At 57.8% G+C, this 22,048-nt stretch carries 18 protein-coding genes; 11 read left to right on the forward strand and 7 right to left on the reverse strand.

Annotation, left to right across the window (positions count from 1 at the left end):
• The first annotated feature begins 304 nt into the window (after window positions 1-304).
• From tldD to PbB2_RS00125, 3 genes are all read left to right on the forward strand, one after another.
• The gene (gene tldD / locus PbB2_RS00115) at window positions 305-1,690 is read left to right on the forward strand and encodes a metalloprotease TldD (protein ID WP_238164825.1); all 1,386 of its coding nucleotides are present in this window, start codon (window positions 305-307) and stop codon (window positions 1,688-1,690) included.
• 684 nt (window positions 1,691-2,374) lie between these two features.
• Window positions 2,375-3,223, forward strand: coding sequence for a mechanosensitive ion channel family protein (locus PbB2_RS00120; RefSeq protein ID WP_108983266.1), 849 nt, complete (start codon window positions 2,375-2,377; stop codon window positions 3,221-3,223).
• Window positions 3,224-3,307: 84 nt separating this feature from the next.
• Window positions 3,308-4,015: an isochorismatase family protein gene (locus tag PbB2_RS00125; RefSeq protein WP_238164776.1), complete on the forward strand. Its 708-nt coding sequence runs from the start codon at window positions 3,308-3,310 to the stop codon at window positions 4,013-4,015.
• 230 nt (window positions 4,016-4,245) lie between these two features.
• On the opposite strand, the gene PbB2_RS00130 is transcribed toward PbB2_RS00125, so the two are convergent.
• A complete protein-coding gene (locus PbB2_RS00130) occupies window positions 4,246-6,045 on the reverse strand; it encodes a DUF885 domain-containing protein (protein WP_108983267.1) in 1,800 nt (599 codons plus the stop codon).
• 210 nt (window positions 6,046-6,255) lie between these two features.
• Here PbB2_RS00130 and PbB2_RS00135 point away from each other — a divergent pair, with 210 nt between their 5' ends.
• The 3 genes from PbB2_RS00135 (at window position 6,256) to PbB2_RS00145 (ending at window position 8,236) form a co-directional block, all read left to right on the forward strand.
• Window positions 6,256-7,191 carry a polysaccharide deacetylase family protein gene (locus tag PbB2_RS00135; protein ID WP_108983268.1) on the forward strand — a complete coding sequence of 312 codons (936 nt, stop codon included), beginning with the start codon at window positions 6,256-6,258 and terminating at the stop codon, window positions 7,189-7,191.
• 26 nt (window positions 7,192-7,217) lie between these two features.
• Window positions 7,218-7,703: a GNAT family N-acetyltransferase gene (locus PbB2_RS00140; RefSeq protein ID WP_305790422.1), complete on the forward strand. Its 486-nt coding sequence runs from the start codon at window positions 7,218-7,220 to the stop codon at window positions 7,701-7,703.
• 116 nt (window positions 7,704-7,819) lie between these two features.
• Window positions 7,820-8,236 carry a hypothetical protein gene (locus PbB2_RS00145; protein ID WP_133245660.1) on the forward strand — a complete coding sequence of 139 codons (417 nt, stop codon included), beginning with the start codon at window positions 7,820-7,822 and terminating at the stop codon, window positions 8,234-8,236.
• Between the two features lie 59 nt (window positions 8,237-8,295).
• Here the strand turns inward: PbB2_RS00145 and PbB2_RS00150 are convergent, their stop codons facing one another.
• The 4 genes from PbB2_RS00150 to PbB2_RS00165 form a co-directional block, all read right to left on the reverse strand.
• A complete protein-coding gene (locus PbB2_RS00150; RefSeq protein WP_108983271.1) occupies window positions 8,296-8,640 on the reverse strand; it encodes a DUF2794 domain-containing protein in 345 nt (114 codons plus the stop codon).
• Between the two features lie 8 nt (window positions 8,641-8,648).
• On the reverse strand, window positions 8,649-10,430 hold the full coding sequence (locus tag PbB2_RS00155; protein WP_192576079.1) for an alkaline phosphatase D family protein: 1,782 nt from the start codon (window positions 10,428-10,430) through the stop codon (window positions 8,649-8,651).
• Between the two features lie 210 nt (window positions 10,431-10,640).
• Window positions 10,641-12,224 (reverse strand): phosphoglycerate dehydrogenase, encoded by a 1,584-nt coding sequence (serA, locus tag PbB2_RS00160; RefSeq protein WP_108983841.1) that lies wholly within the window; start codon window positions 12,222-12,224, stop codon window positions 10,641-10,643.
• 137 nt (window positions 12,225-12,361) lie between these two features.
• Window positions 12,362-13,528: a phosphoserine transaminase gene (locus PbB2_RS00165; RefSeq protein WP_108983273.1), complete on the reverse strand. Its 1,167-nt coding sequence runs from the start codon at window positions 13,526-13,528 to the stop codon at window positions 12,362-12,364.
• Window positions 13,529-13,997: 469 nt separating this feature from the next.
• Here PbB2_RS00165 and PbB2_RS16340 point away from each other — a divergent pair, with 469 nt between their 5' ends.
• The 4 genes from PbB2_RS16340 (at window position 13,998) to PbB2_RS00185 (ending at window position 19,068) form a co-directional block, all read left to right on the forward strand.
• Window positions 13,998-14,675: a helix-turn-helix transcriptional regulator gene (locus PbB2_RS16340; RefSeq protein WP_272949219.1), complete on the forward strand. Its 678-nt coding sequence runs from the start codon at window positions 13,998-14,000 to the stop codon at window positions 14,673-14,675.
• Window positions 14,659-16,173 carry a S41 family peptidase gene (locus PbB2_RS00175; protein WP_108983275.1) on the forward strand — a complete coding sequence of 505 codons (1,515 nt, stop codon included), beginning with the start codon at window positions 14,659-14,661 and terminating at the stop codon, window positions 16,171-16,173. Before PbB2_RS16340 ends, PbB2_RS00175 begins: the two co-directional genes overlap by 17 nt.
• Before the next feature lie 84 nt (window positions 16,174-16,257).
• A complete protein-coding gene (locus PbB2_RS00180) occupies window positions 16,258-17,499 on the forward strand; it encodes an FAD-binding domain-containing protein (RefSeq protein WP_192576080.1) in 1,242 nt (413 codons plus the stop codon).
• Between the two features lie 15 nt (window positions 17,500-17,514).
• The gene (locus PbB2_RS00185) at window positions 17,515-19,068 is read left to right on the forward strand and encodes an FAD-binding domain-containing protein (RefSeq protein WP_108983276.1); all 1,554 of its coding nucleotides are present in this window, start codon (window positions 17,515-17,517) and stop codon (window positions 19,066-19,068) included.
• Window positions 19,069-19,128: 60 nt separating this feature from the next.
• Here PbB2_RS00185 and ahpD read toward each other — a convergent pair whose 3' ends face one another.
• Both ahpD and PbB2_RS00195 read right to left on the reverse strand, forming a co-directional pair.
• The gene (ahpD, locus tag PbB2_RS00190) at window positions 19,129-19,650 is read right to left on the reverse strand and encodes an alkylhydroperoxidase, AhpD family (RefSeq protein ID WP_108983277.1); all 522 of its coding nucleotides are present in this window, start codon (window positions 19,648-19,650) and stop codon (window positions 19,129-19,131) included.
• Between the two features lie 103 nt (window positions 19,651-19,753).
• Entirely contained in the window at window positions 19,754-20,302 is a 549-nt protein-coding gene (locus tag PbB2_RS00195) for a peroxiredoxin (RefSeq protein WP_108983278.1), read from the reverse strand.
• Between the two features lie 563 nt (window positions 20,303-20,865).
• Here PbB2_RS00195 and PbB2_RS00200 point away from each other — a divergent pair.
• A complete protein-coding gene (locus tag PbB2_RS00200) occupies window positions 20,866-22,032 on the forward strand; it encodes a carbohydrate porin (protein WP_238164778.1) in 1,167 nt (388 codons plus the stop codon).
• Window positions 22,033-22,048 lie beyond the last annotated feature (16 nt).

The following is a 22,048-nucleotide window of genomic DNA, read 5'->3' on the forward strand; positions in this document are numbered from 1 at the left end:
ACATTGGAAACACCATGCTTTTCAGTTGCCAAAGCAATTTTGCTGGGCCTGCAAGGATAAGAGGGGCCCTTGACCAGGTTCTGAGCCTATTTTTGCAGCCGATCCCAGCCACCAACAGGTCGCCCAGAGGCTAAGATATGCCCTATATTTTCACTTCAATTTGATCGGCGAACACTGCGCTCTGCATCCGGGCTGCGCGGCTGGTTTGCAATGGCGCAAACAGGGCTTAAGTCTGCATGACAGAAAAGGAAACCTCATGAGCGAGCATGCATTGACCTCCAACTTGGCACCGTCACTGACCGATATGGCCCTCGAAGCTGGCTCTGAAGCGGTGTTGAAGGACGCGCTGCACCACGCCGATGACGGCGAGTTATTCCTGGAACGCACACGCGGGGAAAGCTTTCTGTGGGATGATGGTCGCCTTAAGTCCGCATCTTATGATTCTGAAGAAGGATTTGGTTTGCGCATCGTGGCCGGTGAAGCCGCAGGCTATGCCCACGCCAATGAGTTATCCAATGCGTCCTTGAAACGCGCCTCTGCGGCGGCCAGCATTGCCAAGCGTGGCTATTCGGGCAGTCTGGCCACGGCCCCTGCCCGCACCAATGCCAAGCTTTACGCCGACGCTGATCCTCTGGCGGCCCCGAGTTTTGAGACCAAAATCGCAACCTTGGGCGAGATTGACGCCTATGTGCGGGCCAAGGACCCCCGTGTGGTGCAAGTGTCGGTCTCGCTGGCAGCCTCGCGCAAGGAAATCGCCATTGTGCGGCCTGATGGCGACGTGCGCACCGACACGAGGCCCTTGGTCCGGGTCAATGTCTCGGTCACGGCCGAAAAGGACGGACGGCGAGAGAGTGGTTCGGCGGGGGCTGGCGGGCGGGCCGATTATGCACGCTGGATTGAGTCGGGCCGCTTGAAGGAATTGGCTGACGAGGCCTTGCGCGTCGCACTCGTCAATCTCGATGCCATCCCAACACCTGCCGGTGAAATGGATGTGGTGCTGGGTCCCGGCTGGCCCGGCGTGCTGTTGCATGAGGCCGTGGGTCATGGCTTGGAGGGCGATTTCAACCGCAAGGGCACCAGTGCCTTTGCTGGCATGATCGGCCAACGCGTGGCCTCACCGGGTGTCACCGTGATTGATGATGGCACATTGGCCGACCGGCGCGGGTCGCTCACCATTGATGATGAGGGCACGCCGACCCAGCGCACCGTGCTGATCGAAGATGGCATTTTGGTTGGCTATCTGCAGGATCGCATGAATGCGCGCCTGATGGGGGTGGCCCCGACAGGCAATGGCCGGCGCGAGAGCTTTGCCCATATCCCGATGCCGCGCATGACCAACACGACGATGGAGTCAGGCTCGATGGACCCCGCCGAGATCGTCGCCAGTCTCAAACGCGGAATCTATGCCACCAATTTCGGTGGCGGCTCGGTCGACATCACGTCGGGAAAATTCGTGTTCCAATGCACCGAGGCCTATCTGGTGGAAAATGGCAAGATCGTCGCGCCCGTCAAAGGAGCCAGCCTGATCGGTGACGGGCCGACCTCCCTCACGCGCATTTCCATGATCGGCAATGATTCACGCCTTGATGATGGCGTCGGCACCTGTGGCAAAGCTGGCCAGTCTGTCCCTGTCGGGGTTGGTCAACCAACATTGCGCATCGGTGGCTTGACCATCGGCGGGGCGGGGTGACACGGGTATCATCCCGGACGGCGGCAGCCGATCCGGGACCTTGTGCTGCAAGAACGCGAGGAGGTCCCCGCTCTTCGCTTCGCTCCGGCGGGGATGACACCGTTGGGAAAAGTGTAATTATACAATGCGCTGTCATCCCGGACGGCGGTAGCCGATCCGGGACCTTGTGCTGCAAGAACGCGAGGAGGTCCCCGCTCTGCGCTGCGCTTCGGCGGGGATGACACCGTTAAAAAAGTGCAATTATACAAAGTGTTGTCATCCCGGACGGCGGCAGCCGATCCGGGATCATGTGACGCACATGCGCCACAAGGTCCCCGCTCTTCGCTGCGCTGCGGCGGGGATGACATCGTTTAGAGAAGATTTTTGTCTGGAAGCGGTTTGGTGATCCCCAGGGTCGCCAAACCGCACTCTCAATTGTTCTTGCGACATCTGGGTGGTCACGTGCGCAGCTTTGCTGCGTCGCGGTGCGATCGGTTTTCACAGAAAACCGACACTTGACGACCCAGATGTCGCGCTCAAACTCGATGGGCCGTTTTGGTGAAACATGGGTTTCACCAAAGCGGTTCCAAGTAGAAAAGCCAAACCCACAAGGCGGTGCCCTCCCAAACGGCGAGGCCGTGTCCCAAACCTTATCGCGTCAGCCACGCCTTGACCCGGCCCACAAATCCACGCTTTTGAAGAGCCATGCAGTCCTTGTCCCAAATATTGCCCGCAGGCCCGGCCAACCTCCCGATCAGCCAGATTGAAACCCTGCTTCTGCCACGACTGGCCGACATCAGCCTGAAACTGATCGGCGCGATCCTTTTATGGTTTGTCGGCCGCTGGGTGATCGGCTTCATAAACCGGGCCTTGTTGCGTGGTCTGCTCAGCCGGGCGATGGATGCGACGTTGCGGACTTGGATCACCTCCATCGTCACCATCGGGCTCAATATTTTCCTGATCATCGCCATCCTGAACATATTCGGGATTGAGACCACGAGCTTGGCTGCCTTGGTGGCCGCCGGTGGATTGGCCATTGGTGCGGCCTGGTCGGGCCTGTTGTCAAACTTTGCCGCCGGTGTCTTCCTTATCCTGTTCAAGCCGTTTCGCGTGGGTGATGTGGTCGCTGTGGCGGGCATTTCAGGCACGGTGGTCGAGGTCACGATGTTTGCCACCACACTCAACACGGCAGACAATGTCCGCACCACGATTGGCAATAATGCGGTGTCGACCTCCATCATCCAGAATTTTTCGGCCAATCCCTATCGGGCAGTGGATTTGCGCGTTCAGCTGGCTGCCAGCATCGCGCCGGATGAGGCCAAAGCCGTCGCACGCGCTGCGTTAAGCGGCATCGCCAATATTCTTGCCGATCCAAGCCCGGTCACCGAGATCCTTGAGTTTGCAGAAGCCGGACCACGCCTCGTCGTGCGGCCCTTCTGCCACAATGACCATTATTGGCAGGTTGCCTATGAGGCGCAAATGGCCATTGCCACAGCTTTTGTCGACGCAGGCTTCCCGCAGCCCTCTGTGTCGCTGGCCAGCAAGCCGAACTGATGCAGCCCGCCTTGGCAGGTTGCCGGACCGGCCAGAAAGAAGATATATCCTTTCCAGTTTCTGCCGCAGCAAGGACGTGACACCATGGCCCCGACCGACACTGATTTGACCTTTGCCTCCACCATGGTGCGGGAGGATTTGACGGCGCGGCAAATGTTTGAGCGGGTGCGCGCCAACCCCAATCGCGCCCGCTTTGGTTTTGGCGAACGACTGGCGGTCGTCAATATCGACTTCCAGCAAGCCTACACGCGGCCGGATTTATTCCCCAACACCGCCTATGTTACCGATCCCCGCCAGATTGAGCATACAAACCGGATCAGTGCCTTGGCGCGGGCGGCCGGCATGCCGGTGATCTGGACGCGGGTGGCTTACAAGCCCGATGCGGGCGATGCAGGTGTCTGGGGCACGCGCACCAATACGGCCGACAGCTTGCAAAACATCAAATATGACAGCGAACGCCACCAATTCGACCCCCGCTGTGAGATCGATCATGGGGTTGACCTCACCTATACCAAGCGCATGCCATCGGCATTCTTCGAGACCCAACTGGCCAGCTATCTCGTCTGGCACAAGGTCGATACTGTTGTGGTGACGGGGGGCTCAACATCAGGCTGTGTGCGCGCCACGGCGGTGGACAGCCTCAGCCACGGTTATCGCACCATCGTGCCGGAAGAATGCGTGGCCGATAAGCACGAAAGCTATCATTTCGCCAATTTGACAGACCTCTTGTTGAAATATGCCGACGTGGTGGGCGTGGCAGAGATTGACGCCTGGTTTGCTGGGCGGGGGTGAGGGTTTTAACTCTCGATGTCATCCCCGCCGAAGCGAAGCGGAGAGCGGGGACCTCCATGTGAAAATGCGGCACAAGGTCCCGGATCGGCTAACGCCGTCCGGGATGACAATCATGAGCCACCTTGGCACGGGACTGACCCGTCGGCTTTCGCGTCAGGCCGGCTCTAAGCCTCGCTGTGCTCGCAGCTTCCCGAATTTGCTTGTTGCGCAAGTTTTGGGGGTGATCCCCCTCACCCAATCGCCTCATCCAGCAACAGCGCGCGTGCATAGCGCACAGGCGGTGAGCCAAAGCCCAATATTCCATCATGATAGGCCTTAAGCGTAAAGGCCGCGCCTTGTTTGGCCTTGGCCGCGGCACGCGCTTCCATGTGTTCGGAGAAGCCGACGAAATAGGTGGAGAGCTGGGTGACAGACAATTGGGCACGACGCCATTTACCGGCGGCTTCGCGTTCTTCCTGGAAGGCGGTTTCGGTCAGGAAGGTCATGACTTGGGCCTCGCTCCAGTCATCGACATGGATGGCCTGATCGATGATGGCATTGGTGATGGTGCGCAACAGCACTTTGAGCTGGGTCAAACGATAAAGCGGATCGTCGGCCATAAAGCCTTCTTCCACCATCATCGTCTCAGCATAGACCGCCCAGCCTTCCACAAAACTGCCCGACCCCAGCACCGCCCGCAAAATGGAAGGGTGGGTATTGGCGTGGAAAATCTGAACATAATGACCGGGCATGGCTTCATGTACGGCAATATCTTGGATGGCGCGGCGATTATATTCGCTGGTGAAGGAAATCGCTTGCTGATCGGTCCAGTCATCGGGAATGGGCGAGACCGCATAGAATGTGTCCAAATGCTTTTCCAGCGGCCCGGGACTGTCGCAATAAGCCACAGAAAAACCGCGCCGGAACTCCGGCATCAAGATGATGCGGACAGGGCCGTCTGGCAGACGGATCAGATCCTTACTGGCGACAAATTGGCGGGCAATTTCGGTTGCCTCCGTTGAAACCTCGACCAGCTTGTCGCGCGCGGGCCGATCAGCTGCGGCCAGGTCAAGTGCAGCGCGAATGACCTTTTGTTGCTGGTCTGGCGTCGGATCAGCGGGCATGGGCGGGGCATCGGCATGGCCTGCCAAAGCCCGAACCGAGACCGCATACATGTCGGCGCGAACCTGTTTGACAGCCGCGTCAGCCCGGCTTCTAATCTCTTGGCGTGAGAGGGGTGACAGCAAGGTATAGGCAAGTTGCTGGTCAAAGACACGGGCACCTGCCCGGAAATCGGCCTTGGCTGCGGGCAATAAAGTCGTCTCGATCCAGTTCTGATGGGTGTCAATTGCGGCAAAAAACTGGGCAATTGCCGCATCAAGGGCTGCAAGGTCAACGCCTTGCAAAGCCGATTTTACCGGCTCAACCATATCAGTAATGATAGATTTGAGGCCTTGGTTCTGGGCCGCATATGTGAGTGCATGGGGTGTGGGAACGCGGCTCGGTACAAGGCTCGCCCGCGCCTCAGCCAGAAAGCCTGGAAGGCGGCGCAGACGCGCGGTCACAGCCTTCAGGCGTTGGGGCAAGGGTGCAAATTCGCGGGCCAACAGATTATAGAGGCTGCTCCCGGCCTGATCCTGCCACACCAAGGGGTTCCACGCCCATTCTTCCAAGGTCTCGCTGCGCCAAATCTGGGCCTGCACCTCATTGAGCAACATGGCCCGATCCACTTGATTGTCGCGCGACAGGCTGTTGGCGGGTAGAGCCATCACCTTGGCCAGACTGGCTTTGGCGTGTTGCAGGCTTTCAGCCCGCCCCTTGGCGGACATATCAGGCAGGAGATGGTCAAAACGATGATCACCGGTCCAAGTCGCAGTGACCGGATTTAGCCGCATGGTCTGATCAAGCCAGTCAGCAGAAATCTTGGCAAAGCGGGCATCGGCCCCCGTCTGCCCTTTTGCTGCGGCAAAACTGGGTAGCAGCGGCACCGTCAAACCGGCCCCGAAAGCCCCTAAAACTGTGCGGCGCGATGTCTGTTTTGATCGGGGCATGCTTGTGTCTCCCAAGAGCTTTGCTGGGCGCAGTATAGGGGCCTGTTGGACAGGCTGTCATCCCTATCGACGAGCATCATCTGGGGAGCGTAAATGGGCTAGCCGTGGCGCGTGATCGTAACGCATCCGCCTTGCTAGATTTCCCCATGACTGAGAGCCTCAATCAAGCAGCCCCTTGCCTTCCCCCCACAGGTCGCGCAAACTTCATCTATGCAGGCTGACCCTAATCTCTATGACGACTGGCCTTATATGAACCGGCCCAAAATCGTCTGGCCCGGCCAGAAGAAGCTCGCCTTCTGGATCGCGCCCAATATTGAATATTATGAGTTCATGCCGCCGGTGAACCCCAAGCGGCCAGGTTGGCCCAAGCCTTCACCGGATGTGGTAGGCTATTCACAGCGCGATTGGGGCAATCGGGTGGGCCACCAGCGTTTGATGGAATTGCTCGACCGCTATGATCTGCGCGGATCGATCTCGCTCAATGTGGCGATGTGCCAGCATTGCCCAGAGATTATTGAAGCCTGTGTCGCCCGCAAGTGGGAGTTCTTCTCCCATGGCATATACAATACCCGCTATTCCTATGAGATGACCGAAGCTCAAGAACGCGCTGTGCTGGAGGATTCGATTGCGACGGTGCTGGCGGCCACAGGTCAGCGCATTCGGGGCTATTTGGCCCCTGCCCTCACCCATACCGAACGCACGCTCGACCTGATCGCCGAATATGACTTCTGGTATACGTGCGACCTCTTCCAAGATGACCAACCCCAGCCGATCAAGACAAAGACAGGCAAGCTGATGAGCATGCCCTATTCGCTCGAAGTCAATGATGTGATCACCTATGGCGCGCTGGCGATGAGTGCGGAGCGTTATGCCGATGTGCTGATCCGCCATTTCGACCAATTGCTCGAAGAAGGTGCGGAGAGTGGTACCGTCATGTGTATCCCGCTTCATGCCTATTTGGTCAGCCAAAGCCATCGCATCAAAGCCTTCGAACGGGCGCTGGCCCACATCACATCACACAAGGATGAGGTGTGGTTTACAACTGCGGTGGAGATCGCAGGCCATTATCGCGAACATTGCTGGGATCAGACGCTGGCCGATATCGCCGGACGCGGCCTGGCGACTGGCGGGACGGGCTTTGCCTGATGCATATTCGGGCCGTGACAAGCGCCTTGAGCGCGCCCGAACGTGACGATTTGACCAGCCTTTTGATCGATGCCGTTGAGGGTGGGGCATCGCTTGGGTTTCTCAAACCACTCGATGAGGCGCGCGCGCAATCCTATTGGGATGGCGTGTCACGCGCCGTAGCGCAAGGCGACAAAGCCCTCTTGGTGGCCGAGATCGGCGGGGCCATCCTTGGTACCGTCCAGCTTGTTCTGGACATGCCACAGAACCAACCTCATCGCGGCGAAATCTCGAAAATGATCGTTCATTCCCGCGTGCGCCAATTGGGGCTGGGGTCAAGACTTTTGGCGGCGGCTGAAGACCGGGCGCGGCAGGGTGGAAAATCGCTTCTGGTTCTCGATACACAGACAGGTTCGCCGGCAGAGCATTTGTATACCAAGGCCGGTTACAGCCCCCTGCCCCCTCTGCCCGACTATGCCTTGACCCCTGATGGCATACCCGCCGCGACGACCATTTTCTGGAAGCGCATTTGACGGAAGATGCCAAAGGCACTTCTGGCGTGAGCATCCACCTTACAAGGCTTTAACTGGCCCCAAGCCCCACGTTGCGGCAAGAAAAGCACGGGACGATCACTATGTGGGGAAGTTGAATGAGACGAAAAGCAGGTATCATCATGGCGGCAGCCGCGCTCATGTCCTTGGGCGGGTGTATTGCCATTAATGTGAACGAAGCCGATGAGGCGATCAATTTCAGTCCAGCGCCGTCAGCCCTTTTGGGAAGCTGGGACGTGTCGTTGAACCACGACCCAGACAGTGCACCCAGCAAGACCGAATTCATCGTTACCGACGTCACTGCGGGAACCTTCAAGGGACGTTTTTATGGCAGTGAGGTCCAAAATGGTCGCTACACAATCAAGGGGGATGAGCTTATCTTTGCAGGCCGCACATCCGACCAATCTGGCACTTATTGGCATTCAGGCCGCATCAAAGCCCATGCCTTAATTCAAGGCCAGACCTTATCAGACGGTCGCAATTTCCTCATGACGTGGACGGCCAAGCGCAAATAGGCCAGGGCGTCGCGGTGGGGGGTGACTGAGCGAAAGCCGGGTCACCCGCCATCCTTTCCCTAAGTTTTGACGACTTTGAGGAGTTTGCGCTCCAGCACATCGAGCGTGGCACCCAGTTCATGGCCGCGCTTGAGGACTTGGCCCGCTGCCCCCAAGACACACCATTGGCCTTGCCGATTGGCCAGTGCCGGACGCTTTTCGATGCGGTAGAGCGGGTTTTCACTGGCCCGTCGGAAAATGGAAAAGGTCACAGCTTCCGGGCCATCATCAATGGCATAATCGCGCCATTCACCCGCCATTTGCCCCCGACCATACAGGTTGAGGATCATGTCGAATTCCTGCCGCTCAAACCAGATTTTCGGGGCGCGGCGCGGCAGGGGATGGGCGGCATTATCAAGGCTCATGACCCCATCTAGGGCCGGTTTGAAGACCCTGACAAGTCCTTCACCGCCTCCAACGGTTGGGGTTTGGCATCAAAGCGAGCTTCCCAGCGCGTGGCGGTCGACAGAAGGAAGCTCTTTGACTTGACCGTATCAATTTCGAGAAAATCAGCACTCACCCGCTCAGGTGTTAGGCTGATCAATGTATAGCCGCGCTTGGTCTCATCATGCCAAGCGACATCTGGATTAGACTCGACAATCAGACGGTTAAGCTCATCGCCCTCAAGGCCAAAATTGGCAAATGTATCGGCGATGCTTGGGCTGGTAACCGACGTACAGCCAAACTCCACCCCGCGTATCTCGCCCCGATCATCGCGCAGATTATTGGCCCAAGCGGCATGCGTGTCCCCGGTGCAGACGACCAGACGGGCACCAGCTTGCTTGGCGGCGGCATAAAGGCGCTCTCGCGCGGCAGGATAGCCGTCCCACGCGTCCAAATTGAACGGCACATCAAAACGCGACAATTCAAAAAAGGCGCGCGTCTCGGGTCTGGCTTTGGCTACTGCGTCGAGGACCTGGGCAGGCAGCCCTGCTTTGAAATCGGGGGACTTGACCTTTGCCATAATCACTTGATTGCCCAAGACCTGCCATTTCTTGCCGGAACTGACGGAGCGGGACAGGGTGTCAGCCACCCACGCCTGCTGGCTGGCGCCCAACATCTCACGGCTCGGATCAAGCAGCTTCTTGGCCTTAAAGCCTGCTACATCAGGCAAGGCCATCACACCGGGGGGCAGATTTTTGCGGTCTATCCCCTGCAAGCGCGCCGGATCGGTGATCGGAACTGGCTGCCCACTAGAAACATCAAACAGGCCAATCTTAAGATCGGTGGCATAGTCCAATTGGAAGCTGCGGGCCATCAGGCGGGTTTCCAGCATCACGATGGTGGCCAAATCGCCCCAGTCAAAACTGCGGTTGATTGCTTCGAATGGCTTGCCCGGAACCGGATCGCGCAAGGGCATCCACTCATAATAGGCCTGCAGCGCGGCTGCTTTGCGCAAGGTCCAGGGGCCCTCACGCGCGGGATCGTGATTTTCCGCCCCATCCTTCCAAGCGTCATTGGATGTCTCGTGATCGTCCCAGGTTACAAGCCAAGGTGCACAGGCATGGGCGGCCTGCAGGTCTGGATCGCGGCGGTACTGGCTGTAGCGTTGCCGGTAATCTGCCAGGGTCAGGCATTCATGCGCCGGCTCTGGGATCCGCCCCACGGTCTTGCCCCATTCGGTGGCATATTCCCCCGGCCCATATTCATAAATGTAATCGCCGACATGCAGCACGAGGTCGACATCACCGCGCCGGGCAATGGCTTGATAGGCATGAAACCAGCCGGCTGGAAAATTGGAACATGATACCAAGGCGATGTTCAGCCGCGCCCCGCCAGAGGCGGGAGCGGTTTGGGTGTGGCCCACGATGGATTGTTCGGTGCCGACCGAAAAGCCGTAATAATAATGGGTGCCTGGCTTGAGGCCGGTCACGTCGACCTTGACAGTATGATCGCGGGCGGGACCTGTTCGCACTTTCCCGCGCTTGACAATTTGCGTCAGGGCCGGGTCGGTGGCCATGGTCCACGTCACCTCAACATCGCGCCCGGCCAACCGGGGACTGACACGTGTCCAGATGATAACTTGAGTGGTCAAGGGATCACCGCTGGCCACACCATGGGCGAACAGGGCATTATCGGCAGCGGCTGCCGACGCGGTACAAGCTGCAGCAACAAGGGCACCAGACGTCAATGCTGCCCGACGGGTCAATGCCATCGCAACCTCCATTTTTCTGTTCCATGCGCCTGCTTGCGCCATTTGCCAACACCTTCGCCTTTACCTGTGTGGGGCGATAGGGTGGTTTGACGACAAACCGATGTCTGGAACATGACGATCCCGCGACGGCAAGCCGACGCGGGATCAAAAGTGATTAGGGAGGCTGATTGGGCCGACTTGCGGTTAAACCGCGGTCGGTGTTGGCCAAAATCAGATGAATTCCAGCACTTTCACATAGCGAACCTGGGGCAGCGCCTTCAGTTCAGCCTGCAAGGCGGCTGGCACAGCTTGGTCAATGCCAACCAGCGCGATCGCATCTTCCCCTTCCGCCACCCGGCCCAGATTGAAGGTGGCGATATTGATACCCGCGGCCCCCAGTTTGGTACCCAATGCGCCGATAAAGCCGGGCGTGTCGGAATTATTGATGAACAGCATGCGTTGGTGGAAGGCAGCCTCCAGAGCCATACCTTTGACTTCGGTAATGCGGGGCTGGCCGCCAATCGGGGCACCAGCGACGGTCCGCCATTTGCCACCGGTCTTCACCTTGACCCGGATCAGGCTGTCATAGGTCGGCGACAAATCGCGCTTGGCCTCGCTGAAAGGGGTGCCGCGATCTTTCAAAATGGTTGGCGCGCTGACCATATTGATGTCAGCCAAGAGCGGCTTCAAAATCCCCGCCAGAAGTGAGGCCGTCAAAGGACGTGTGTTGAGGCCTGCGACTTCGCCCTCATATTCGACTTCAATTGCTTCGAGGCCATCATCGACGATCTGACCTGCAAAGGCACCCAAACGCTCGCATAGCGCGATAAAGGGTTTGAGTTTGGGGGCTTCTTCTGCCGTGACCGATGCTGTGTTGAGGGCATTGGTGACAGCCCCGGTCAGCACATAATCGGCGATCTGCTCGGCCACTTGCAGGGCGACATTTTCCTGGGCTTCGGTGGTTGATGCCCCTAAATGCGGTGTGGCGGTAAAATTGGGGCAGCCAAACAGCACATTGCTGGTCGCAGGCTCTTCGGCAAACACGTCAAAGGCCGCAGCAGCCACACGCCCCGTTTTCAGATGCTCGGCCAATGCGGCCTCATCTACCAAACCACCGCGCGCACAATTGACGATGATGACGCCCTTCTTGGTTTTGGCGAGGTTCTCAGCTGACAACACATTGCGGGTCTGAGGGGTCAGCGGCACATGCATGGTGATGGCATCTGCTCGGGCTAGAAGGTCGTCCAATTCCACCTTCTCAACACCAATCTCAATGGCCCGCTCTGGGCTGAGGAAAGGGTCATAGGCAATGACTTTCATGCGCAGGCCAAGGGCGCGATCAGCAACGATGGACCCAATATTGCCACAGCCAATCACGCCTAAGGTCTTGGCATAAAGCTCCACCCCATTGAACCGGTTCTTTTCCCACTTGCCAGCTTGGGTCGAGGCATCAGCTGCACCGATCTGGCGGGCCGCGGCAAACAACATCGCGATGGCATGTTCTGCTGTGGTGATGGCATTGCCGAACGGGGTATTCATCACAATCACGCCGCGCGCTGTGGCGGCAGGGATGTCGACATTGTCGACCCCAATCCCGGCCCGGCCGATCACTTTGAGCTTGGTAGCCGCAGCTAACACATCGGCATCAACCTTGGTCGCTGAACGGATCGCCAAGCCGTCATAATCGCCAATGCAAGCGATCAGTTCGGCTTTGGTCATGCCGGGCTTGTAATCAACCGCGACATTGCGGTTCTTGAAAATATCAATCGCGGCTTGGCTGATCTTATCTGAGATCAAAACGCGGGGTTCGGTCATATTCATTGTCCTTGAGGGCAGATGTCGCGGGTCGGGGAGTGATCCTCAGCGACACGCAAAACTAAGAAAGTGGGGGGGGGGAGGAGGCCCCTCCCCTTTTCAGTAAGGGAAGGGGTTTAAACGCGTAAATTGCGGGCCTAAAGCTCAGCCACCAGGGTCTCAAACGCCCAATCGAGCCAGGGGGTGAGGGCAATCACATCATCGGTGTCGATGGTCGCCCCGCACCACAACCGCAAACCTGGAGGGGCTGCGCGGTAAGCCGCCGCATCCAAAGCAACGCCTTCTTTGTCCAAAAGGCCCGCGAGCTTCTTGGCAAAGTCAGCCTGACCATCATCGGACAGAGCCGTGACTCGCGGATCAACCACTTTCAAGCACACAGAAGTGTTGGACCGGCTTTCAGGGGTGGCGGCGAGGAAATCGACCCAAGCCGTCTTGGCCACCCAGTCTGCAATCGCGGCCAAATTGGCATCGGCCCGGGCATGAAGGCCCTCAAGCCCGCCCACGCTTTTAGCCCAGTTGAGCGCATCGATATAATCTTCAGTCGCCAGCATGGACGGGGTATTGATGGTCTCACCCTCGAAAATGCCCTCAACCAGCTTGCCGCCCTTGGTCATGCGGAACAGCTTTGGCATCGGCCAAGCTGGGGTATAGCTCTCAAGCCGTTCCACGGCGCGGGGCCCAAGGATCAACATGCCATGCGCGCCTTCCCCGCCCAGCACTTTCTGCCAGGAAAAGGTCACAACATCGAGTTTGTCCCAATCAAGGGCTTGAGCAAAGGCAGCCGAGGTTGCATCGCAAATGGTGATGCCTTCGCGGTCAGCTGGAATCCAGTCCGCATTGGGGACGCGTGTGCCCGAGGTGGTGCCGTTCCAGGTGAAGACCACATCATGGGTCTTGGCCGGGATTGCGGCCAAATCCGGCAATTGGCCATAGCCTGCCTTGATGACCGTGGTGTCGAGTTTCAATTGCTTGACCGCATCGGTCACCCAATCTTCGCCGAAGCTTTCCCAGGCAAGTGTTGCCACAGGCTTGGGACCCAGCATGGACCACATGGCCATTTCGACCGCACCTGTGTCAGAACCAGCGACGATGCCGATGCGATAGCCATCGGGTACTTGCAAAACCTCACGCGTCAGATCGATCGCCAGTTTAAGGCGCGCTTTGCCGGGTTTGGAGCGGTGTGAGCGACCGAGAACCGCGCCGGATAGGGCATCAAGGCTCCAATTTGGGCGCTTCTTGGTGGGACCCGAGGAAAAGCGCGGGTCAGCGGGCCGCATATGCGGCTTGGGGGTATTCGCAGTCATGTTATTCCCATCCTTTCAGATGAGCGCCCGCCGGTGGGAGCGGGTGGCCCGCCGCGCACAGACACGATGTCGGGCCCAAATGCAAGCAAGATTTTTGCCCCACCCTCGCCACCGCCACCTGCCGGACACGCAATTGGCCTTGCAGATTGGGGGTTTGGGCGGAATGTAAAAAACTATTCTGAGGCTTGTTCGAAGCGCGGGGCATTGGGACGCATGCGGCACAAGGCCCCCGATTACCTGCCTCGTTTGGGATGAGAGACGAGACGTGTTTCAGCCGGATACGCCGATCTAAGTGGCGCGAATCTAACCAGTTTGGACTGCTGGGGCCCGTATGTGCTCCTGTTGCCCTCTGCCAAACTCCTCATGCTTCGTCACGATTTGACATTCCCTTCTGAGCATTCTTACTTCAAGGTAAGCTCAATGGCGTGCTTATGGCGCAAAGACTGAGAGGCAGACAATGGCACGCTTTATGATTTTGAGACCAGACCGATCTGCTTCGAATGAACTTACCTTTTCGATCATTGCCCAGGGCAAAACCCAAGCCTTCATTCCGCTGCCAGGCGTGACGGCAACATTCCAGCGCCCAGGGGAAGCCTCTTTGTCAGGTCCTGTCATTGCAGGTCCTCATCGATTTTTTGCAGCCTGCCAGATCCGCGCCAACGGGCCTGTGGCTGTTCGACCTGTTGCAAACAACACTCTTGGACAATCGGACGTTTATCTGCCCAGTCTAACCGAAAAGCTTGTGCCAATCTCGCAGGAATGCGTGACCAGGTTGGGAGCCGGTGGTGGTGTTCCAGCGGCCCCTGATTCACAGCAAGAACGCCGTTTATCGCTCCGCCAAACGCAAAGATTGGCCCGCGCGCAAACTGGTCAAACGATGGCTGCAGGTAGAATGCTCAGTCGACTACAGGCGGCACGGCGCGACGTGCTTGCTGGAACCAAAAGCCTTGTGGACATTGCTCTGGAATACGGCTTTTTTGACCAAGCCCATTTCACTTCAGCCTATCGGTTATGGAGCGGCGTTACGCCCAAGGCTGACCGTGTACGCGGCTGTTCACATGTCGCTTTTTTACAAGATCAATTCGGCTGGTCACCTATACCAGATCGGCTAATTGAATTTGGGGAAGACGATGGATTATGGGTTTAAGCCTGTTGCCCTTGGCTTGTTTGTCTTGGCCTTGGCTGGTTCGGCAGGGGCACAAACACCGCGTGGACCAATCCTGCTGGATGCGCCCGCAAGAATTGTCGAAGGCCAAATTGATCGACGATCGGCCATCGACGACCTCCGCGCTCTTGACCAAACTATCAGGGCGACGATCCCTGACGGCGCGCCAATCCCTGAGATAAGCCAGACCAATGCGTTTATTGCCAATATTGAAGCAGCGCTACCGGCCACAATATCCCGCCGTGAGGTCGCGGCGGCTGCGATGGGGCTCGCTGGCACGTATCGCTCGTCACACATCTATGTCATGTTTCCCTACGAAAACTGGAATCTGGATGCTGCGCGCGGCGGCAAGAGGTTGGACAGGCCTATTGCACTGGGATCTGATGGGTCCCTCTTGATCGACAATCGCCCTGTCGAGCGCATTAATGGACGGCCCGCCGCCGACTTCGTTGCTTGGGCCAAGCAAAGCTATAGCTCTTATAATCCGCTGGACCTGCCCCAACGCATACGTAGTCGCGGCCCAGATATGTTATGGCTCTGGGGTATCGACGGCCCCTTTCGCCTCACCTTCCAAGATGGCGCACAGATGGTGATAGACGGGGTGACAATGTCCAAGCGGACCCACCCACTCCTCAGCAAATCGGGGGGCGGCAAACAAGACAAAAGGGGGAATGTGCCTTTTTCTCTTGTGGTCGATATGAACGTGGCCCGTCTGACTGTTGGAGCCTTTGACCAGCGTTATGAAAATGAATGGGGTGCGCTCTTGACTCAGCTGCGCGCTGCTCTCTCTCAAGGTAAAGTCACAGACATCATCCTAGATTTGCGCGGAAATCGCGGTGGTGCGGGTCGTATGACCTCTCAATTATTGGCGGTTTTGACCAACAAGGATGTGCCATTAAGCGGAGGAAAGCGTTGGAAGCGCTCTAAGGCCTACGAAGACGCGCTGGCTGAATTTGTGCCCCCCTTGCTTCGGTTTACGCCGTGGCGTCGCGCCATTCTGGGGGCGGACGGTGTCGCAGCATTGGATTCAATCCCGATGGAGGCAACGCGTCATTTTGAGGGCCAGGGGGTGTCGCAATTTGCTTCCATACTCGCACCTGCCCGGGTGCGGGTCCTTATGGATCAGGATACGGGCTCTTCAGCCACTCAGCTTGCGCGCGCGATCCAGTTTTTCAACCTTGGCATCCTCATTGGTGCGCCAAGCTCCAACCCGACCACCGAACTCGGTGAGATTGCCTTCTTCCGCCTTAAGCACAGCCAATTGGTGTTTGCTTCACCGTCTGCAGAGTTTCTCGATGTCTCGGGCAAAAGCACTGTCGGACCCGTGATGCCCGATATAGTGCTGTGCGGCGATACCGGACTGTTTGCACCTCAATACGCGCTTGACGTTGCGCTTAACCGAAACGTCCCCCAAGTCCGCCAGATTCTGAATCTAAGCTTTCGACCTGATGCTGGTGAAACTGACTATTGCCGCACCTAAAGCTCACATTGTGCGGGTCACATCTGACTGAATGCCAAACCTCAGCAACCTGATCCACAACAGGCAATGATGCGTAGGCATATTATGTCATTAGTGCAGTATAACCACTCTCTGCAGCCTTTGAGCCATGTTGACTGGACGCCCACGCGCGCCGCAGGTCTGGCGCGGCTGGAGGCGTTCCTTCCCCAAGCAGGACCTGCCTATGCGCGCACGCGCAACACGGATTTGGGGCCGCAGGATCGTTCGAACGTATCGGCCCTCTCACCCTGGCTGGCGCGGCGCATCCTGACTGAAGAAGAAGTGGGGCGACGGGTCTTGCAAGTGCATGGCTTTGTAAAGGCGGAGAAATTCATCCAGGAAGTCTATTGGCGCAGCTATTGGAAGGGGTGGCTGGAATTGCGGCCCCAAGTTCTGACCCGCTTCAATTCCGATCGCCTCGCCTTAAAGAGGCTGGAGGCTGACGATGCGGACCTCGCCCACCGCCTTGCCCAAGCCCGCGCAGGACAAACAGGAATTGCGTGTTTTGATGCCTGGGTAGAGGAACTGACGACTTTGGGATGGCTGCACAATCACGCACGCATGTGGTTTGCCAGCATCTGGATTTTTACATTGCAATTGCCCTGGCAATTGGGTGCAGATTTTTTCTTCAAGCACCTCATGGATGCCGATGTCGCCTCCAACACCCTATCTTGGCGCTGGGTTGCGGGCCTGCACACCAAGGGCAAGCATTATGTGGCGCGCGCCAGCAATATCGAAGCCCATACCCAAGGCCGGTTCAATCCTGTTGGGCAATTGAATGAGACGGCATTACCCTTGGCAGAACCATTCCTTGAAACGGGGCCGGGACAATTGCCGCTGGCTGAGATGTGCTTGGAACGCCGGGTGGGCTTATTGCTGACCGCTGACGATCTGCACCCGCACTCCATCAATATACCAGCCAAAGTGGTTGGTGCGGCGGTGCTCGGTTCAGCAATCATCGGCCCCAACGATGGGCCCAAGAACTGCTTTCTGCGCCGTGCCGAGCAGGATGCGTGTGCCCGGATGCAGGCCGATTTTGACGTCGACACCCAAGTCCGGGCATCCGTCGAGGACTTGGTGGCGTGGGCAACCAGCCTCAATGTGCGCGAGATTGTCACCCCTTATGCCCCAGTCGGCCCGACTGGGTGGCAATTGGCAGATGTGCAAGCCGCCCTGACCTCCCATGGCATCCGGCTCGTCCGCCTCAGACGGGCCTGGGACAGCAAGACATGGCCCTTGGCGACCGGGGGCTTTTTCAAATTGAAGGAAAAATTGCCCAAGCTGGTGGCCGAGCAGGCCGGACGCTGAGGGGGCGGGCTGGCCATGCTGGAAGTCGTTTGGTTCAAGCGCGACTTGCGGGTGCATGATCATGCGGCTCTGGTGGCGGCATGTGCGACCGGCAATCCCGTCCTGCCGCTCTACATCATTGAGCCCGATCTATGGGCACAGCCGGAAATGTCAGCCCGCCACTATGATTTTTTGGTCGAGTGCCTCAGAGACCTCGATGCGGCTCTTGCCGCGCGCGGGGCGGGCCTTGTGGTAGTTGTGGGCGAGGCATGTGCCGTGCTGTCCCGCGTGCATCAGACCCACGGCATCCGCACCATTCACGCCCATGAGGAAACCGGGCTTTTATGGACCTATCAGCGCGACAAGGCTGTGCGCGCCTGGGCCCGTCGTGCCGGAGTTGGCGTGCAGGAATTTCGCCAACACGGGGTTTGGCGCGGGCCTACAACACGAAATGGCTGGGCCACGCGCTGGGACACTCTGATGGGTGAGGCGGTCTTGCCCGCCCCCGACCATATCCGGGCTGTCCACTGGCGCAGCGACGAAATGCCGGATGCTGCAGGTCTGGGTCTGGCTGATGAGCCCTGCCCAGACCGCCAAACCGGTGGCCGCGCGGCGGGTGTGTCGTGTTTGAAAAGCTTTCTGGCCGATCGTGGCAGGCCCTATCGGAAAGCCATGTCGAGCCCAGCAGAAGGGGCTGTGGCCTGCTCGCGCCTGTCTCCACATTTGGCCTTTGGTAGCATATCCATGCGCGAAGCCTATGGTGCCGCGTCACGGGCGCTCGCCCGCTATCAGGCTGCTGGCGATCAGGTCTTTGCCGGATCAATCAATTCCTTCATTGCCCGACTGCATTGGCATTGCCACTTCATCCAGAAGCTGGAAGACCAGCCCGATATCGAATGTCGGAACCTGCATCCGGCCTATGATGGATTGCGGCAGGCAAAGCCGGAAGATCAGGCCGTGGCGCAGGCTTGGATCACCGGCCAGACCGGCTTTGCCTTTGTCGATGCCTGCATGCGCTCCTTGGCGGCGACCGGCTGGCTCAACTTCCGCATGCGGGCGATGGTAATGAGCTTTGCCAGCTATCATCTCTGGCTGGACTGGCGGCTGCCCGCGACGTGGCTTGCCCGCCAATTCACCGACTTTGAGCCCGGCATTCACTATAGCCAGGTGCAAATGCAATCCGGAACGACCGGCATCAATACCCCGCGTATCTATAACCCGGTCAAGCAATCACGCGATCAGGACCCGGAAGGCGATTTCATCCGTCGTTGGATACCCGAATTGGCGCATTTGCCAAGTGAGCTGATCCATGAGCCTTGGATGGCCGCCCAACATCTGGCTTTTGCCGATGGCCCGCATCTGGCCTATCCTGCACCCTTGGTGGATCATGTTGCCGCGGCCGCCTTTGCCCGTCGAACGATCCATGATGTCCGCCGGGACGACAAACACCGCATGCACGCCCGCACAATCCAAGACCGGCATGGCAGCCGAAAATCGGGGATACGGCAGGTGTCGGAGGCCCGCGCTATCGCGCGGCGGGCCTCAAAGCCCAGAACCAAAGCTACCGATCAGATCAGCTTTGACTTTTAAAGACGGCAAAGGGCGCATCACCGTCACGGGTGCTGCGCCCCCCATTCCCTCAGAGTGGTCTTAGGGAATTGCGCGCAGAACCGCACTGGCTGCAGCCACCACAGAGGCAATGCGCAGTGCGGCTTGGATCGTGAGTGCTGGCACACCGTGCTTCTTCAACTCCGCCTCATGGCTGTCCAAGCACATGCCACAGCCATTGATGGCCGAGACCGCAAGACTCCACAATTCGAAATCGATCTTCTCCACGCCGGGATTGGCGAGCACGTTCATGCGCAAGCCTGCCCGCAGCGTCTGATACTCAGGATTATGCATCAGATGCAGCGCCCGGTAATAGACATTGTTCATCGCCATGATCGCCGCGGCGGATCGCGCCGCATCCATAGCTTGAGGCGATAAGCGGCTTTGGGCTTCGGCTTCAAAAGCCTGCACCACCTGAGGCTGACCAATCGCCACAGCAGAAGCCAGAAAAGTGCCCCACTTTTGTTGGTCGGTCAGCGTGGTTTCATTGGCCAACGAACCAAGGTTCAGGCGAATATCCTTGGCATAATCGGGAATTTGTTCGCGCAATTGTTCAAGCGTCATGGGAGGAATCCTCGGTCAGCCGACCATCAGACAAGGCCTCAAATCGAGGCAGACAAAAAAGGCGTCGGATGTCGGGGTTGCCCAGCCATCCGACGCATTTAGCTTAGAGAACAGCGCCGCCTGCAGGGCGGTTGCAAGGGCACAGTTCATCGGTTTGGAAGCCGTCCAGCAGACGCAAGATTTCGTCTGGGTTACGACCAACGTTCAAATTATTCACTGATGCGTGCTGGATCACATTGTTTGGGTCCACCAAGAAGGTGGCACGCAGTGCAACGCCTGCGGCCTTGTCACGCACACCCAGACCGTCGACCAGCTCACCCTTGGTATCGGCAAAGGCATATTGCTTCAGATTGGCTAGGTCTGGATGCTCACGCCGCCAGGCCAGCTTGCAGAACTCATTGTCGGTTGAACCGCCCAAGACGACGCAGTCGCGGTCTGCAAATTCGCCGACCAGCTTGTCAAAGCCGACAATCTCAGTTGGGCAGACAAAAGTGAAGTCCTTGGGGTAAAAATAGATCAGCTTCCACTTGCCTTCAAAGCTGGTCTCAGTGATGTCGAAGAAGGCGCTTTCGCCTTTTTCTTCATGGGCCTTGAAGCCTGGCTTCACGCCGGTCACGGTAAATGCGGGGAGGGTATCGCCTACGGTCAACATTGTGTTTTTCTCCTAGGCCGCGCCAACAATGGAACGGCACGGGGGGCGATATAGAGTGGATATGAGATTTGGCAAATTGATTGATTGACTATTTACAATAGAACAAATCTATAACTGCAGCGACAAAGAAGGTCATCCGACAACGGAACGAATCAGCGCTTGGCTGGGCATCAAATGTTGTCGCGGTAAACGAAGTTACATTAGCATAAAAAGTAAATGAATTGAGCATTCTGAAAAGCAAGGAAATTATCAACTGAGGGACTCGGTGAGTATAGTCCAAAACGACGACTGAAGTTCAAATCCTGCCAATACCAGCCAGGAATATCCATTTATTAAGCATTTAAGGTTACCGTCATTCTCCATTTCGATAGCTCCTGAAAGGGTGCGCGCCAAAGTTTTTGTAAAGCTGAACCCAGCCAAGCCTGCCGACCAATATCTCTCGATGCACGCAGGTCAATGCCAACGACAACACAATTGGCGGGTTTCAAGCTTGGTCGGTCACAGCATGTGGCCGGAGAATGCGGGGGGAAGTTCCAGTGCGCTTGACAACAACCCAAATGACGATGGCCGGCTTTATCGCCGGTATTTTGACCTCCAGCGCCGCTTTGGCAGACGGAGGTAAGCCACTCGATGGGCTTCGCGGTGCTATTGAACCAAGCGGCTTGTCGATTGAAGCCGAATATACCGGCGAGTGGGTGAGCGCCCACCAAGGTGCCGCCGACGGCAAATCCTTCTTTCTCGACAATGTCAATGTGCTGGTGAATTGGGATCTTGAAAAAGCTTTCGGCCTCAAAGGTACCACGCTTTACATGAATGTGCTGGGCAATTCGGGGGACCGCCCGAATGACCGCATCGGCACTTTAGAGGGTGTTTCCAATCTCGAAGTCGCCGATGGCCGATTCAAAGTCTATGAGTTTGCCGTTGAGCAAGCTTTTGGCGACAACACTTCTGTGTCGTTTGGCTATATTGACCTGAACGCCCATTTCTATGCAACCGACGCATCAGGTTTGCTGGTAGGCCCTCCCTATGGGATTGGCACCGAACTGGCTGCCACTGGCAGCAACGGCCCGTCCATTTTCCCATCGACGTCTTTGGCCCTGGTCGGCAAATTCAAGCCAACGGAGAATTCCTATCTGCGCGTCGGGGTTTTTGGGGCCCGCGCGCACAATTGGGGGGACCCCGGTTCATCGAACAATTTCAATGAGGGCTCGCTGGTCATTGCCGAAGCAGGCTTGACCAGCCGCGGCCTCCTCGCGCTGGGGGGCTGGCGCTACACCGACAAAGTGGCCGCATATCGCCCAACAGGGCCCGCAGCATCCATACAACCCTGGGGCATTTACGGCCTGGTAGAACAGCCCCTTATCGAATCTGAAACCGGACCATCTGTGACGGGCTTTGTGCGCGCGGGTGTGAGCGACGGCGACACATCTGACTTCACCGGTTCCTTCTCGGCCGGTTTTCTCGTTGATCGCGCTCTGCCCGGCCGACCCAACAGCCAGTTCTCTCTTGGCGTCCGTCATGCCTATGTTTCTGACCAATTCAAGGACACCGCGCGCAGCAACGGCGATACACCAAAGTCGGGAGAATCCGGCGTGGAAGTGACTGTGGCAGATCAGCTCACTTCTTCCATTAGCCTGCAGGGCAGCCTGCACTATGCACCAAACCCCGGAGCCGTGAAATCCGCTGAGGACGCTTTGATTTCCAGCGTCCGACTGACTGTCGCTTTCTGATCCATCGGCGCGACAA

Source organism: Candidatus Phycosocius bacilliformis (assembly GCF_003112735.1).
In the GTDB taxonomy this organism is placed as follows: Bacteria; Pseudomonadota; Alphaproteobacteria; order Caulobacterales; family Aquidulcibacteraceae; genus Aquidulcibacter; species Aquidulcibacter bacilliformis.

Excerpts from the sequence above, each read along its gene's own strand:
- PbB2_RS16340 (WP_272949219.1), top strand. The coding sequence starts at position 13,998 with ATGATTTTGAGACCAGACCGATCTGCTTCGAATGAACTTACCTTTTCG.
- PbB2_RS00120 (WP_108983266.1), top strand. The coding sequence starts at position 2,375 with ATGCAGTCCTTGTCCCAAATATTGCCCGCAGGCCCGGCCAACCTCCCG.
- PbB2_RS00175 (WP_108983275.1), top strand. The coding sequence starts at position 14,659 with ATGGATTATGGGTTTAAGCCTGTTGCCCTTGGCTTGTTTGTCTTGGCC.
- PbB2_RS00145 (WP_133245660.1), top strand. The coding sequence starts at position 7,820 with ATGAGACGAAAAGCAGGTATCATCATGGCGGCAGCCGCGCTCATGTCC.
- PbB2_RS00180 (WP_192576080.1), top strand. The coding sequence starts at position 16,258 with ATGTCATTAGTGCAGTATAACCACTCTCTGCAGCCTTTGAGCCATGTT.
- PbB2_RS00185 (WP_108983276.1), top strand. The coding sequence starts at position 17,515 with ATGCTGGAAGTCGTTTGGTTCAAGCGCGACTTGCGGGTGCATGATCAT.
- PbB2_RS00130 (WP_108983267.1), bottom strand. The coding sequence starts at position 6,045 with ATGCCCCGATCAAAACAGACATCGCGCCGCACAGTTTTAGGGGCTTTC.
- PbB2_RS00195 (WP_108983278.1), bottom strand. The coding sequence starts at position 20,302 with ATGTTGACCGTAGGCGATACCCTCCCCGCATTTACCGTGACCGGCGTG.
- PbB2_RS00155 (WP_192576079.1), bottom strand. The coding sequence starts at position 10,430 with ATGGCATTGACCCGTCGGGCAGCATTGACGTCTGGTGCCCTTGTTGCT.
- PbB2_RS00125 (WP_238164776.1), top strand. The coding sequence starts at position 3,308 with ATGGCCCCGACCGACACTGATTTGACCTTTGCCTCCACCATGGTGCGG.
- ahpD (WP_108983277.1), bottom strand. The coding sequence starts at position 19,650 with ATGACGCTTGAACAATTGCGCGAACAAATTCCCGATTATGCCAAGGAT.
- PbB2_RS00150 (WP_108983271.1), bottom strand. The coding sequence starts at position 8,640 with ATGAGCCTTGATAATGCCGCCCATCCCCTGCCGCGCCGCGCCCCGAAA.
- tldD (WP_238164825.1), top strand. The coding sequence starts at position 305 with ATGGCCCTCGAAGCTGGCTCTGAAGCGGTGTTGAAGGACGCGCTGCAC.
- PbB2_RS00135 (WP_108983268.1), top strand. The coding sequence starts at position 6,256 with ATGCAGGCTGACCCTAATCTCTATGACGACTGGCCTTATATGAACCGG.
- serA (WP_108983841.1), bottom strand. The coding sequence starts at position 12,224 with ATGACCGAACCCCGCGTTTTGATCTCAGATAAGATCAGCCAAGCCGCG.
- PbB2_RS00200 (WP_238164778.1), top strand. The coding sequence starts at position 20,866 with ATGGCCGGCTTTATCGCCGGTATTTTGACCTCCAGCGCCGCTTTGGCA.
- PbB2_RS00165 (WP_108983273.1), bottom strand. The coding sequence starts at position 13,528 with ATGACTGCGAATACCCCCAAGCCGCATATGCGGCCCGCTGACCCGCGC.